The 14,137-nt window shown below is 45.3% G+C and carries 14 protein-coding genes; 10 read left to right on the top strand and 4 right to left on the bottom strand.

All coding sequences use genetic code 11. The features are described 5' to 3' along the window. Positions 1-43 precede the first annotated feature (43 nt). Entirely contained in the window at positions 44-556 is a 513-nt protein-coding gene (locus tag AC3E8G_RS06080) for an ABC transporter permease (protein ID WP_006595384.1), read from the top strand. A gap of 67 nt (positions 557-623) precedes the next feature. Beyond that, complete coding sequence (gene nrdI, locus AC3E8G_RS06075) at positions 624-1,079, top strand: class Ib ribonucleoside-diphosphate reductase assembly flavoprotein NrdI (protein ID WP_490677257.1); 456 nt, start codon at positions 624-626, stop codon at positions 1,077-1,079. Between the two features lie 326 nt (positions 1,080-1,405). Here the strand turns inward: nrdI and AC3E8G_RS06070 are convergent, their stop codons facing one another. Together AC3E8G_RS06070 and argS are read right to left on the bottom strand one after the other, a co-directional pair. Continuing rightward, positions 1,406-1,651 carry a hypothetical protein gene (locus AC3E8G_RS06070; protein WP_006596982.1) on the bottom strand — a complete coding sequence of 82 codons (246 nt, stop codon included), beginning with the start codon at positions 1,649-1,651 and terminating at the stop codon, positions 1,406-1,408. A 166-nt stretch (positions 1,652-1,817) separates the two neighbouring features. Continuing rightward, entirely contained in the window at positions 1,818-3,506 is a 1,689-nt protein-coding gene (argS, locus tag AC3E8G_RS06065) for an arginine--tRNA ligase (RefSeq protein ID WP_490677256.1), read from the bottom strand. Between the two features lie 102 nt (positions 3,507-3,608). Between argS and argR the strand changes: the two genes are divergently transcribed. Together argR and mutS are read left to right on the top strand one after the other, a co-directional pair. Then, positions 3,609-4,052 carry an arginine repressor gene (gene argR, locus AC3E8G_RS06060; protein WP_126404976.1) on the top strand — a complete coding sequence of 148 codons (444 nt, stop codon included), beginning with the start codon at positions 3,609-3,611 and terminating at the stop codon, positions 4,050-4,052. Positions 4,053-4,158: 106 nt separating this feature from the next. Next, a complete protein-coding gene (gene mutS / locus AC3E8G_RS06055) occupies positions 4,159-6,702 on the top strand; it encodes a DNA mismatch repair protein MutS (protein WP_490677255.1) in 2,544 nt (847 codons plus the stop codon). 35 nt (positions 6,703-6,737) lie between these two features. Here mutS and AC3E8G_RS06050 read toward each other — a convergent pair whose 3' ends face one another. Both AC3E8G_RS06050 and AC3E8G_RS06045 read right to left on the bottom strand, forming a co-directional pair. After that, entirely contained in the window at positions 6,738-7,196 is a 459-nt protein-coding gene (locus AC3E8G_RS06050; protein WP_061564496.1) for a DUF3021 domain-containing protein, read from the bottom strand. After that, positions 7,190-7,630, bottom strand: a complete 441-nt coding sequence (locus tag AC3E8G_RS06045; protein ID WP_490677254.1) for a LytTR family DNA-binding domain-containing protein — start codon at positions 7,628-7,630, stop codon at positions 7,190-7,192. The genes AC3E8G_RS06050 and AC3E8G_RS06045 overlap by 7 nt, the downstream gene beginning before the upstream one ends. Before the next feature lie 253 nt (positions 7,631-7,883). Here AC3E8G_RS06045 and mutL point away from each other — a divergent pair, with 253 nt between their 5' ends. The 6 genes from mutL to spx all read left to right on the top strand — a co-directional run bounded on the left by mutL (position 7,884) and on the right by spx (position 14,124). Continuing rightward, on the top strand, positions 7,884-9,833 hold the full coding sequence (mutL, locus tag AC3E8G_RS06040) for a DNA mismatch repair endonuclease MutL (protein ID WP_490677253.1): 1,950 nt from the start codon (positions 7,884-7,886) through the stop codon (positions 9,831-9,833). A gap of 20 nt (positions 9,834-9,853) precedes the next feature. Further along, positions 9,854-10,447, top strand: a complete 594-nt coding sequence (gene ruvA, locus AC3E8G_RS06035; protein WP_490677252.1) for a Holliday junction branch migration protein RuvA — start codon at positions 9,854-9,856, stop codon at positions 10,445-10,447. 9 nt (positions 10,448-10,456) lie between these two features. Continuing rightward, positions 10,457-11,023 (top strand): DNA-3-methyladenine glycosylase I, encoded by a 567-nt coding sequence (locus tag AC3E8G_RS06030; RefSeq protein ID WP_490677251.1) that lies wholly within the window; start codon positions 10,457-10,459, stop codon positions 11,021-11,023. Positions 11,024-11,106: 83 nt separating this feature from the next. Beyond that, a complete protein-coding gene (locus tag AC3E8G_RS06025) occupies positions 11,107-12,375 on the top strand; it encodes a competence/damage-inducible protein A (RefSeq protein WP_154857048.1) in 1,269 nt (422 codons plus the stop codon). Between the two features lie 120 nt (positions 12,376-12,495). Then, entirely contained in the window at positions 12,496-13,638 is a 1,143-nt protein-coding gene (recA, locus tag AC3E8G_RS06020) for a recombinase RecA (RefSeq protein WP_006595398.1), read from the top strand. Between the two features lie 87 nt (positions 13,639-13,725). Then, a complete protein-coding gene (gene spx / locus AC3E8G_RS06015) occupies positions 13,726-14,124 on the top strand; it encodes a transcriptional regulator Spx (protein WP_006595399.1) in 399 nt (132 codons plus the stop codon). The last annotated feature ends 13 nt before the right edge of the window (positions 14,125-14,137 follow it).

The following is a 14,137-nucleotide window of genomic DNA, read 5'->3' as shown; positions in this document are numbered from 1 at the left end:
ACGTTATAATAAATACTATGGATATTAGAAACGAGGAAATACAATGAAGAAAAATCCAATTTATATGTATGTCTTGCTAGCTCTATCAGCGATGGGAACTCTATTAACTGCTCAGTCCTTCTTTGGATTGGCTAAAGTGGAGCTCACAGATGAAATGGCAGCTTCTTTGAACTTAACCACTGCTCTTGAACGGGAAGAATACAAAGCCTTCCTTGAGAAATTAATCGTAGCCTTACGCGGACCGATTGCTTGGTTGTTGCTATCTCTTTTGATTGGGGGCTTGATTGCAGTTGCCTATTTCTTCCTGTCTAAAAAGGATATTGTTAAGGCGACCTATGCCTATATGGGACAGATTGGTGCCTTTGTCTTAATGAGCTTGCATAATTTCTTGTCTTATCGTTCTTCTATGTCTGTGATCACGTCAGACAAATTGCGGACCTTGTTACAGGCTTCTAGCTTATATGCACTTGTCTTGAGTGTGGTTGTAGCCCTTGTTTACTTGGGAATCCTCCTCTACAAATTGAAAAATAGACCAGCTAGCGACCTTCAAGCTTAGATCATAGCATTAAAAAACTCCTCAAGTCTGGAACAAAGAAGAGGAGCTGGTCTGATTGGAGAAAAAAATGAAAGTATGTTTTGTCTATATCAGTTTAAGTGGCAATACTGAAAGTTTTGTTCGTCGTCTCAGTGATTATCTATGGGAGCAGTACCCTGACTTGGACATTGAAAAAATCCATGTCAAAGACCTAGTCAAAGAAGGGAAGCCCTTCTTTGAAGTCGATACACCTTTTATCGCCTTTTTGCCGACCTACCTAGAAGGAGGAAATGGTGTTGATAATGGGGATGTGGAGATTTTAACGACCGATGTAGCAGACTTTATTGCCTACGGAGACAATGCCTCTAAATGTTTAGGAGTTGTAGGATCAGGAAATCGCAACTTCAACAATCAATATTGCCTAACGGCCAAGCAGTACAGCCAACGCTTTGGTTTCCCTATGCTAGCAGACTTTGAGATGAGAGGGATGCTAGGGGATATCAAAAAAGTAGCTGGCATTATCGAAGAGTTGTATCACTTTTAAAATTAGAACCCCCAAGCCTAAACTTGGGGGTTCTAATGTAGAGAAGCTATTTTTACATGAAATAGGAAAATGATTTTCACAAAAAGATTTTTATTTTGTGTCCATTAAGCAAATCTAAAACTTTCCGCTGTGAGTAAAGTGTCTGAAACAATTGTGTTTCAGACACTCGGAATTATTGAGACCATAGGCTCAATAATTAGTCATGGAACTTTGAAGGAGTTCGCTGACGTCCGTACTCACCTAAGGAAGGTTTTTCAGATTGAAGCACTTTCTTTATCAAAAGAGAAGAGGAGGCGAGAAACTAAATCTCGCCTCCTTTTTGCTGCTTATTTTAATTGATCTGTGATTTCTTTCGAGAGCAAGAGGCCGAGGCGATAGTCCTTATTGATGGCGTGGATGACATCGTTGATGTTTTCCGTCGTTTGGATTTGTTCCTTGATGCTTGCTTTGAATGCTTCATCTTTTAAGAGTTGCTCTTGTAAAATCTTTTGCAGTTTTTCTCTCTCGTATTTATTGATTAAAAAGAGAATAAGCAGACTAACTAAAATAAGAATATAAACAGTTTGATTCATAGGGTTCTCCAGAAGATAAGATAATGGATAAAGGGAAGCGATAATCCCTAAAAATATAGGTGTGTTTAACATAAGAAAAGGAGTGAGATGGAACTAAATAAGATTTATTTAGCGATTCCTCTCACTCCTAAAAGAGATGGTTTCCTATCAAAAAGTAAGGAAGATATTACATTTTCTCAGGTGCTTCGACACCCAATAGACGAAGCGCTTCTTTCAAGACTACTGCTGTTGAGTAGCTAAGAGCAAGGCGGCTATCGCGTTCTGGGCTTTCATCCAAGATACGAGTGTGAGCATAGTACTTGTTGAAGGCTTGAGCCAAGTTGATGGCATATTTTGCAATCAAGGATGGATCATAGTTTTCAGCAGCACGTTTCACGACACGAGAGAAGTCTTGGAGAAGTTTGATGATTTCCCAGCTTTCTGGGTCGCTCAAGCTGTAAGTTGCATCTGCAGATGGTGTGAAGTTGGCTTTGCGAAGGATGGATTGGATACGTGCGTATGCGTATTGAACGTATGGTCCAGTTTCTCCTTCGAAGGATACCATGGCTTCAAGGTCAAAGTCATACCCGTTGCGACGGTCTGTCTTCAAGTCGTAGAACTTAACGGCACCAACACCGACTGCATGTGCCACTTCTTCTTTGTTTTCCAATTCAGGATTCTTTTCTTCGATCTGAGCTTTGGCACGAGAGATAGCTTCTTGAAGAGTTGGTTCGAGCAGGATGATATTTCCTTTACGAGTTGACAATTTTTGACGGTTCTTTGTGACCAAACCAAAGTCAACGTGGATCATATCGTCGCTCCAGTCAAATCCCATTTTCTTCAAAACAGCTTTCAACTGACGGAAGTGGTTGGATTGTTCTTGACCGACAGCATAGATGTTTTTCACAAAGTTGTAAGTCCGTGCACGGTAGATAGCTGTTGCGATATCACGAGTGATATAAAGAGTGGCACCGTCTGATTTCTTAATCATAGCTGGCGGAAGGTTGACATCATCCAACTCAACGATGCTAGCTCCTTTAGACTCTTTCAACAAGCCTTTTTCTTCAAGGATTTGGACAGCTTCATCCATCTTGTCATTGTAGAAAGCTTCTCCGTTTAAGCTGTCAAATTCAACACCGAGGAGTTTGTAGATACGGTTGAATTCTACCAAGCTCTCGTCACGGAACCATTGCCACAATTCAGTCGCTTCTGGATCTCCATCTTCCAATTTCTTGAACCAGAGACGTCCTTCCTCATCCAAAGCAGGATCGTTTTCAATTTCGGCATTGATGCGGACATAGAGTTTCAACAATTCATCGATTGGATTGGCTTCGACAGCTTCCTTGCTACCCCATTTTTTGTAAGCGACCATCAAGAGACCGAACTGTTTGCCCCAATCTCCCAAGTGGTTGATTTTAATGGTGTTGTAGCCCATTTTGCGGAAGATATTTGAAAGAGCATCTCCGATAACGGTTGAGCGCAAATGACCAACTGAGAAAGGTTTTGCAATATTTGGACTAGAAAGGTCGATGGTAATATTTCCTCCATGTCCTTCGTCTTGCTGACCGTAGGCTGCACCCGCTTGGATAACCGCTTTAATGACTTGATCAGAGATTTGTGATTTATCTAAGAAGAAATTTACGTAAGGACCAGTAGCAACGACTTTTTCAAAGTGAGAGGCATCGATTTTTTCCGCAATATCAGCAGCAATCGCTTGAGGAGCTTTGCGTTCGATTTTAGCCAAAGAAAAGGCAGGAAAGGCGATATCTCCGAGGTCTGAAGATTTTGGTTGCTCTAGTAAATTTAAGATAGTTTCTTGGTCTAAGCCTTCAATGACTTTTGCCAATTCACTTGCAATAAGTTCTTTATGATTCATAGTAGCTCCTTTGGTCTTTTGTTACTATTCTATCACAAAATTCGGCCTTTCTTCAAACTTTTTGGTATAATCAAAGTATAATTATTCAAAAGTGGAGCAAAAATGAAAAAAGATGAACGTCAGCTTTTGATTCGAGAAATTATTCAACATGAGAAGTTATCGACGCAAAAAGACATTCAAGACCGTCTAGAACAAAGAGGGGCGGGAGTGACCCAGACAACCTTATCTAGAGATCTACGAGAAATCGGTCTGATCAAGGTAAAAGAAAAGGGTGGCCTCTATTATAAATTGGCAGATGAACCTGATCGAACAGACATTTTTAGACTGATTGCTCAATATGCACAAGTGGTCTCGAGAGCGGAGTTCACATTGGTTGTTCGGACGGAGCTGGGAGAAGCGGCTATTTTAGCCAACGCAGTCGATGAGATTTTGGATGATCAAATCCTTGGTACCGTCGCAGGGGCCAATACCCTCTTAATTGTTTGTAAGGACCAAGAAGTAGCACAAACAGTCCAGCAGACCATTCTCCAACATTCTAGTCACTAGTCAAGGGCGAGGGACCAGTCCAGAAAGGGATCGGCCCTCCTTTTATGTCAGTTTAGAGTTGGAGTAAGCACTCAGAATGAATGCAATGATATAGAAAAGGAACGATATGGCAGCAGAAAAAATATCACCTGGCATGCAGCAATACCTAGATATCAAAAAAGACTATCCGGATGCTTTTTTGCTCTTTCGGATGGGGGATTTTTACGAGCTCTTTTATGAAGATGCCGTCAATGCAGCACAGATTTTAGAGATTTCTTTGACCTCTCGGAATAAAAATGCAGAAAATCCAATTCCCATGGCTGGAGTTCCCTATCATTCGGCCCAGCAGTACATCGATGTCTTGATCGAAAAAGGTTACAAGGTAGCTATTGCAGAGCAGATGGAAGATCCCAAGCAAGCCGTCGGTGTGGTCAAACGGGAAGTGGTCCAAGTCATTACTCCGGGGACCGTTGTCGATTCGACCAAGGCAGACAGCGCCAACAACTTCCTGGTAGCCTTGTCTCATGATGAGACAGACTATGGCCTTGCCTATATGGACCTAGTGACCGGGGAGTTTCAGGTCACCAGTCTGAATGATTTTGCCATGGTCTGTGGGGAGATCCGCAACCTACGGGCGCGGGAGATTGTCCTAACCTACTCCTTGTCAGAAGGTGAAGAAAGAGTCCTTCTTGGGCAAATGAACCTCTTGCTCTCCCCTATCTCAGAAGTGTCGGAGGATGTCCAACTTTTAGGGGCTGACTTGACTCATTTGGAAAGAATAGCGGCAGGAGGCCTGCTCCAATACGTCCAGGAAACCCAGAAGAGGGAACTCCACCATATCAAGCCTGCCCATCACTATGAAGTCCGTGATTTCTTGCAGATGGATTATGCGACCAAGGCGAGCTTGGACTTGACAGAAAATGCTCGGACTGGCAAGAAACATGGCAGTCTCTACTGGCTTCTAGATGAAAGCAAGACAGCTATGGGAGGCCGTCTCTTGCGGGCTTGGATCCAGAAGCCTTTGATGGACCGCCATCGGATCGAAGAACGCCAAGAGATTATCCAGGTCTTCTTGGACCATTTCTTTGAGCGAAGCGATCTGGCAGATCGTCTCAAGGGGGTGTATGATATCGAGCGCTTGGCCAGTCGGGTTTCCTTTGGCAAGACCACTCCCAAAGACCTCTTGCAGTTGGGCGAAACCCTGCGCCATGTTCCCTTGATCAAATCGCTTTTGGTCGAGATGGGCGAGCCAGTGCTAGACCTCCTCGTTGCCCAGTTAGATGAGCTGCCAGAGCTTTGCCGTCTCATCGAAGCAGCCATTGATCCGGATGCTCCGATCGTTCTGACAGAAGGCAATATCATCCGTACCGGCTTTGACCCAACTCTGGACCAGTACCGTGTCGTCCTCCGAGAAGGGACTGGCTGGATTGCAGAGATCGAAGCCAAAGAACGGGAAGCCAGTGGCATCACTGGACTTAAAATTGACTACAACAAAAAAGATGGCTACTATTTCCATGTGACCAATTCCCAATTATCCCGTGTGCCAGCTCATTTCTTCCGCAAGGCGACCTTGAAAAATTCTGAGCGCTTTGGGACGGAGGAACTAGCTCGGATCGAAGGGGAGATGCTAGAAGCTCGGGAACAGTCGACTAGCCTAGAGTATGCGATTTTCCTACGGATCAGAGAGGAAGTCGGCAAGTACATTCAGCGTTTGCAGTCCCTAGCCCAAGCCCTAGCAACGGTGGACGTCTTACAAGGCTTAGCCTGTGTGGCTGAAAGGCAACAACTGACTCGGCCAGTCTTCCAAGAGGCGCGTGATATCCGGATTGAGAAGGGTCGTCATCCAGTTGTTGAGAAGGTGATGGGAGCTCAAAGCTACATCCCCAACAGCATTTCTATGGATGAGACCTGTGATATCCAGTTAATTACGGGGCCCAATATGAGCGGGAAGTCCACCTATATGCGCCAGTTGGCCATCATTGTCATTATGGCTCAGATTGGTTCCTTTGTACCGGCTCAAGCAGCGACCCTCCCTCTTTTTGATGCTATTTATACCCGGATTGGGGCTGCAGATGACTTGGTATCCGGCCAATCGACCTTTATGGTTGAGATGATGGAGGCCAACAATGCCATTCGCCAAGCGACTCCGGCTTCTCTTATCTTGTTTGATGAGTTGGGACGGGGGACGGCGACCTATGATGGGATGGCTCTGGCTCAAGCCATCATCGAATACATCCATGACCGGACAGGGGCCAAGACGCTCTTTGCCACCCACTATCATGAGTTGACCGACCTGGAGCAGACCCTATCTCGCTTGCGCAATGTCCACGTCGCCACCTTGGAGAAGGATGGCCAAGTGACCTTCTTACACCGAATCGAAGAGGGTCCAGCGGATAAATCCTATGGGATCCATGTGGCCAAGATTGCAGGTCTGCCAAGCGATCTCTTGAAGCGGGCAGATACTATCTTGAGTCAATTAGAAGGCCAAAGCCACGAAGTTCCGATGGCGTCTCCAACACAGCAATCCTCTCCACAGGTCGGAAAACAGATATCCTTGTTTGAAGCAACTTCCTCCCACTCTGTCTTAGAAGAGTTGAAGAATCTCGATATCTACAACATGACCCCGATGGAAGTTATGATGGCAGTTGCCGAGATGAAAAAGAGAATATAAAAAACAGTTCATTTGAACTGTTTTTTTTAGATTCCTCAGGCTTTTCCTTGCAACTGTTGGTTGATCTCTTCTACTTTTTTCTTGTAAATGCGATAAGAAACAGCCCAGATAACCAAGTACACAAGGCTAAACTCTATAATGACGGAGATGTAGAAGCTGATTTGGATTGGGAACCAGCCTCCCAAGGTTGCCAAAGGTAGAAAACCAAAGAGCATCAAAAGGTAGTGGCTGAGGGTCGCACGGAGGAGGCTCCAGTCTTTGTTGAACAGGTTTTTTCCTAAGCTGAAGAGCAAGCCGATGCCAGCCCATATAAGGATACAATAGAGCATGACAAGGGATCCATGCACGTCGTGGGCTTGCATCCATTGTCCAACGCCTGAACTTGGACTGAGAGGCATGTAAGTGGAAGGTGAGTTTAGGAAAGAAAAGACGATAGAGAGGGTAAGGCCGATGAAGATTCCTTTAGAGGCATTCGATAGATGAGTCTTTAACATGATAATTTCTCCTTAATAGCTTTTAAATAGCGACGAGACGAATAGGTGATGGTCCCGTTTTTCAGATTGATTTGGACCGATCCGCTGCTGGTAAAATGCAGATGATCGATTTCTTTGGTATTGATAATTTCAGATTGGGAAATTTTTAAAAAGTAGATGGGTAAGTCTTCAGAGAGTTGGTAGAGGGGGCCGGTGAGGATGAAGTGGTCATCCTTTGTTTCCCCAACGACTTGACGGTTTTCAATATAGAACCGATGAAACAAGTGAGTCTCTACAAGATAGGTTTCGCCCTCCTTCTTCGCTCGCAAGCGTTCCTTCTGGTCCAATTCCTCAATGAATTGTTGGACTTTCTGGATGCGTTCGCTAGGTTGTGGCCCTGTGATGGCCACGCCTTCTTCTTGAAAATGGGGGTCAATGGTAACTGTTACTTTCATACAAATCCCTTCTAACATATTGACGTCAGGTAAGCGATCCGCTAGCAGGACTTCTTGCTTACAAGTCTATTAAACACTTTTTCAGGCATCAAGACAAGGCTTTTCGCATATTCGGTCAGTTTGTCTGTTTATCTGGTAGAAGACCGGTATCTTTAATGGGGCTGGGGCACAAGGTTTTATAAAGGGAGGCCTTCCTTGGAGATATGGTATAATAGTTCTACCTATGCGCGTATAAAACATAAGAGGGGAAGCTATGTCACAGATTATCGAATTACCAGAAATTCTAGCCAATCAGATCGCTGCCGGTGAGGTCATCGAGCGCCCTGCTAGTGTGGTCAAGGAACTGGTTGAAAACTCCATCGATGCGGGAGCTAGTCAGATTGTCGTAGAGATCGAAGAAGCTGGCTTAAAGACCATTCAAATCACGGATAATGGACAAGGGATTGCCCATGAGGAAGTGGAATTAGCTCTTCGTCGCCATGCGACTAGTAAGATCAAGAGTCAAGCCGACCTCTTTCGTATTCGGACCCTAGGCTTCCGTGGCGAGGCCTTGCCGTCTATTGCCTCTGTCAGTGTCATGACCATCCTGACAGCTCAGGAAGGAGCTAGTCATGGGACCAAGCTAGAGGCTAAAGGGGGCGAAATTACTTCTCTTGAGCCGGCGACTAGCCCTGTGGGGACTAAAATTACAGTTGAGGACCTCTTTTTCAATACACCAGCCCGCCTCAAATATATGAAGAGCCAACAGGCAGAGTTGTCCCATATCGTCGACATTCTCAACCGCTTGAGTCTAGCCCATCCAGAGATTGCTTTTACCTTGATCAATGACGGCCATGAAATGACACGGACAGCAGGGACGGGAAATCTCCGCCAAGCCATTGCAGGAGTCTACGGGCTCGCTACCGCTAAGAAAATGGTTGCCATCGAGACAGGTGATTTGGACTTTGAAGTGTCGGGCTTCGTCTCTTTGCCAGAACTGACCCGGGCCAATCGCAACTACATTAGCCTCTTTATCAACGGTCGTTACATCAAGAATTTCTTGCTCAATCGGGCCATCTTGGATGGCTACGGTAGTAAACTTATGGTCGGACGCTTCCCGATAGCAGTGATTAATATCCAGATTGACCCCTATCTAGCCGATGTCAATGTCCACCCAACCAAGCAAGAGGTGCGCATTTCTAAAGAGCGAGAACTAATGGCCTTAATCTCCCAGGCCATTGTCTCCGCTTTGAAAGAGCAGGATCTGATTCCAGATGCTCTAGAAAATCTAGCCAAGTCAACGCTTCGTCGAACAGAAAAGCCAGTCCAGACCAGCCTTCCTCTAAAAGAAAATAGCCTCTATTACGACCGAGACAAGGGAGACTTCTTTGTCCGTCCAGAGGTCGGGGAATCCCAGCCAAGTGGTGAATTGACCCCAGAGCAAACGGTTCTCTTTGCCCCAGAAGAGGGAAATCAGGAGGCTAAATTACCAGCCATCAAATTTGCGGAGCGAAAGGCGCCTCAGTATGATCAACTGGACCACCCAGAGTTGGATCTAGCTAGTCTAGACAAGGCTTATGACAAGTTGGAAGGGGAAGAACATTCGACCTTCCCAGAGTTGGAATATTTCGGTCAGATGCATGGGACCTATCTCTTTGCCCAAGGCAATGGGGGTCTCTACATCATTGACCAGCACGCGGCCCAAGAGCGGGTCAAATACGAAGAATACCGGGAGAGCATTGGGGACGTAGACGGCAGTCAGCAACAACTGCTGGTTCCTTATATCTTTGAGTTCCCTGCAGACGATCTGATCCGCTTGCAACAGCGCAAACACCTCCTAGAAGAAGTGGGAGTTTATCTTGAAGAGTACGGAGCCAACCAGTTGATCTTGCGGGAGCACCCGATCTGGATGAAGGAAGAAGAGATCGAGTCGGGTATCTACGAAATGTGTGACATGCTCCTTTTGACCAAGGAAGTGTCCATCAAGAAATACCGGGCTGAATTGGCCATCATGATGTCCTGCAAACGCTCCATCAAGGCCAATCACACACTGGACGATTACTCCGCACGCGATCTCATCTACCAACTGTCCCAATGTGACAACCCTTATAACTGTCCTCATGGCCGTCCCGTCTTGGTTAACTTTACCAAGTCAGATATGGAAAAGATGTTCCGACGCATTCAGGAAAATCACACCAGTTTACGGGAATTGGGCAAGTATTAAACAAAGAATAAAGGAATCTTATGTACGAATATATTAAAGGAATTTTAACGAAAATCACTGCCAAATACATCGTGGTAGAAACAGCTGGAATCGGCTATCTCTTGCATGTGGCCAATCCCTATGCCTACTCTGGCAAAATGAACCAAGAGGTGCACGTCTACCTGCACCAAGTGGTCCGTGAAGACGCCCACCTTCTTTATGGTTTTGCGACCGAAGAAGAGAAACAGCTCTTTTTAAACTTGATCTCAGTCTCTGGGATTGGACCTGTCTCAGCTCTGGCTATCATTGCTGCAGATGACAATGCAGGCCTTGTCCAAGCCATCGAAAGCAAGAACATCACCTACTTGACCAAGTTTCCGAAGATCGGCAAGAAAACAGCCCAACAGATGGTCTTGGACCTAGAAGGCAAGATCAATCTTGACCTAGAAGATGCACCGGCTCAATCCAAAGCCAAAGCAACAGAAGAAAACCAAGCCCTCGAAGAAGCCATGGAAGCCATGTTGGCATTGGGCTACAAGGCAACGGAGCTTAAGAAAATCAAGAAATTCTTCGAAGGAACGACCGATACAGCAGAGAACTATATCAAGTCTGCCCTGAAGATGTTGGTGAAATAGGAGGTTCCTATGCCAAAACGCTGTGGCTGGGTCAAAATGACCAATCCGTTATATGTGGCCTATCATGATGAGGAGTGGGGACAGCCCCTCCACGATGACCAGGCGCTTTTTGAGTTGCTCTGTATGGAGACCTATCAGGCTGGACTATCTTGGGAAACGGTACTCAATAAACGGCAGGCTTTCCGAGAGTCTTTTCATGGCTATCACCTTCAAAGTGTCGCGGAGATGACGGATGAAGAGCTGGAAGCTTTGATGAATAATCCAGCAATTATCCGCAATCGAGCCAAGATCTTTGCGACACGAGCTAATGCTCAAGCCTTTTTACAAGTCCAGGCAGAGTTTGGCACCTTTGATGCCTATCTCTGGTCTTTTGTCGATGGGAAAACCATCGTCAATGATGTTTCAGATTACAGTCAAGCACCAGCTAAGACGACTTTATCTGAGATATTATCTAAGGACCTCAAAAAACGTGGTTTTAAATTCACAGGACCAGTCGCAGTTTTATCTTTTCTACAGGCTGCAGGCCTGGTCAATGACCATGAGAATGATTGTGAATGGAAAAATCCGAATAGCTAACCCATCGTAGAAAATTTTTCTACGATTTTTCTATTTTTGTGTTACAATGAAGAAAAATTACGAATAGTATAAGTGGAGGCGTTATGAAAGCAGAGATCATTGCAGTGGGAACTGAAATTCTCACAGGACAGATTGTCAATACTAATGCGCAATTCTTATCAGAAAAGTTGGCCGGTCTAGGAATCGACGTTTATTTCCAAACTGCAGTTGGAGATAATGCCGATCGTCTCTTGTCTGTTCTTGCGATTGCGCGTGATCGAAGTGATCTCGTCATCCTTACGGGAGGCCTCGGACCGACCGAAGACGACCTGACCAAGCAGACTCTAGCCCAGTTTTTAGGTAAAGACCTGACCTTTGATCCAGAAGCAATGGCCAAGTTGGATCGCTTCTTTGCCAGTCGACCAGACCATGTCCGAACTCCCAACAATCTGAGACAAGCTCAAATAGTGGCAGGTTCAAAAACGCTCCAAAACCTGACCGGTTTGGCAGTGGGAGGGCTGATTGAAGTAGAGGGCGTTAGCTATGTGGTCTTGCCTGGTCCCCCTAGTGAATTGAAACCCATGGTTAATGATGAGTTAGTGCCCTTGCTAGCCACAGGCGAGAAGCTCTACTCACGTGTCTTGCGCTTCTTTGGGATCGGGGAAAGCCAGTTGGTAACCGTTCTAGCCGATGTGATTGATGGCCAGACTGACCCGACGGTGGCTCCTTATGCCAAGACCGGAGAAGTGACCTTGCGCTTGTCGACCAAGGCTGCGTCACAAGAGCAGGCTGATCAGAAATTGGATCAGTTGGAGCAAGTAATCCTTCGTCATGAGACTTTAGATGGTCAAGCCTTGAGCCAGCTCTTCTATGGCTATGGAGATGACAATTCCCTAGCTAAGGTTGCTTTTGAACTCTTGCGAGAGAGAGGCTTGACTCTGACCGCAGCAGAGAGCTTGACAGCCGGGATGTTCCAATCGACTCTGGCTAATTTCTCAGGAGCCTCAGCGGTCTTACCGGGAGGTTTCGTCACCTACAGCATAGAGGAAAAGAGCAAAATGCTCCAAATCCCCCTAGCTGAGTTGCAAGAACATGGAGTGGTCTCTGCCCATACAGCTGAGCGGATGGCAGCGCAAGCCCGTCTCTTAACAGGGGCTGACTATGGAGTCAGTCTGACAGGTGTTGCAGGTCCAGACAGTCTAGAAGGCCACCCAGCAGGGACCGTTTTTATTGGAATTGCAGGTCCTAAAGGAGTCCAATCGATCAAGGTCAATATCGCTGGCCGGAGTCGTATGGATGTTCGGAAAGTTGCAGTCCTTCATGCCTTTAATTTGGTGCGCCTGGCTGTATTAAATGGTGAAAATTTGGTATAATGAAATTTGTGCCAAATGAAGAATAATTCTAAAAATGGATAGGAAATATGCCTTTCAAATGGTGGAAACCGTTTGTGAGTTGCATGCATTTCCTGTATAGCAAAAACATAGGAGAAAAGAATGGCGAAAAAACAGAAAAAATTAGATGATATCTCTAAGAAATTTGGAGATGAGCGTGAAAAAGCGCTTAATGATGCCCTAAAGTTGATCGAAAAAGACTTTGGTAAAGGATCGATCATGCGTCTGGGCGAACGCGCAGAGCAAAAAGTTCAAGTCATGAGCTCTGGTTCCTTGGCGCTTGATATTGCCTTGGGTGCTGGTGGCTATCCAAAAGGTCGGATCATCGAAATCTATGGTCCAGAATCATCAGGTAAAACAACCGTTGCCCTCCATGCAGTAGCGCAAGCACAGAAAGAAGGAGGCATTGCCGCCTTTATCGATGCCGAGCATGCCTTGGACCCATCCTATGCTGCAGCTCTTGGTGTTAACATTGATGAACTCCTCTTGTCTCAACCAGACTCAGGGGAACAAGGACTTGAAATTGCTGGTAAATTGATTGACTCTGGTGCCGTTGACTTGGTTGTTATCGACTCTGTTGCGGCCTTGGTCCCACGCGCAGAAATCGATGGAGATATCGGCGACAGCCACGTTGGTTTGCAAGCGCGGATGATGAGTCAGGCTATGCGTAAGCTTGGAGCTTCTATCAACAAGACCAAGACCATTGCCATCTTTATCAACCAATTGCGTGAAAAAGTTGGTGTCATGTTTGGGAACCCTGAAACCACACCTGGTGGTCGTGCCCTGAAATTCTACGCTTCTGTTCGTCTAGATGTTCGTGGAAACACTCAAATCAAGGGTACTGGGGACCAAAAAGATACCAACGTTGGTAAGGAAACCAAGATCAAGGTTGTGAAGAACAAGGTAGCTCCACCGTTCAAAGAAGCCATGGTCGAAATCATGTACGGAGAAGGAATTTCACGTACAGGCGAATTGCTAAAAATCGCGACAGATCTTGATTTGATTCAGAAAGCTGGCGCTTGGTATTCTTATAATGGTGAGAAAATTGGTCAAGGTTCTGAAAATGCTAAGAAGTACTTGGCAGACCATCCAGAAATTTTTGATGAGATTGATCACCAAGTGCGCGTGCGTTTTGGCTTGATCGATGATGACACTGCTGTAGTTGCACAAGATGAAGTAGCTGAAAGCCCACTTGTTGAAGAAGTAACACTAGATCTTGATGATGCCATTGAGATTGAAGAGTAATTTTTTTCAAAATAGGTCGAAAGACTGATGCTTTTTATGGTATAATATACTACAATGTTATTATCGTGTGGCGAAAGGAGTGCATGCATGATTAAAATTTACACAGTTTCAAGTTGCACGAGTTGTAAAAAAGCCAAAACTTGGCTAAATGCTCATCAGTTGATCTATAAAGAACAAAACCTTGGTAAAGAAGGAATTACAAAAGAAGAATTACTCGATATTTTGACAAAAACAGAAAATGGGATTGCAAGTATCGTTTCTTCAAAAAACCGATACGCTAAGAATCTAGGTGTCGATATTGAAGACCTCAGTATGAATGAAGTCATCGATATCATCTTAGAAACACCACGAATCTTGAAAAGTCCTATCCTAGTGGATAACAAGCGGCTTCAAGTTGGTTATAAGGAAGATGATATTCGCGCCTTTTTACCACGTTCTGTACGAAATGTTGAAAATGCGGAGGCTCGCTTAAGAGCAGCCCTATAAGAACAAGTAGCCA

This window comes from Streptococcus sp. SCPM-O-B-15294 (M123) (assembly GCF_058200455.1).
Note: the sequence above shows the minus strand (reverse complement) of the source record. Positions and strands in the feature narration are given on the sequence as shown.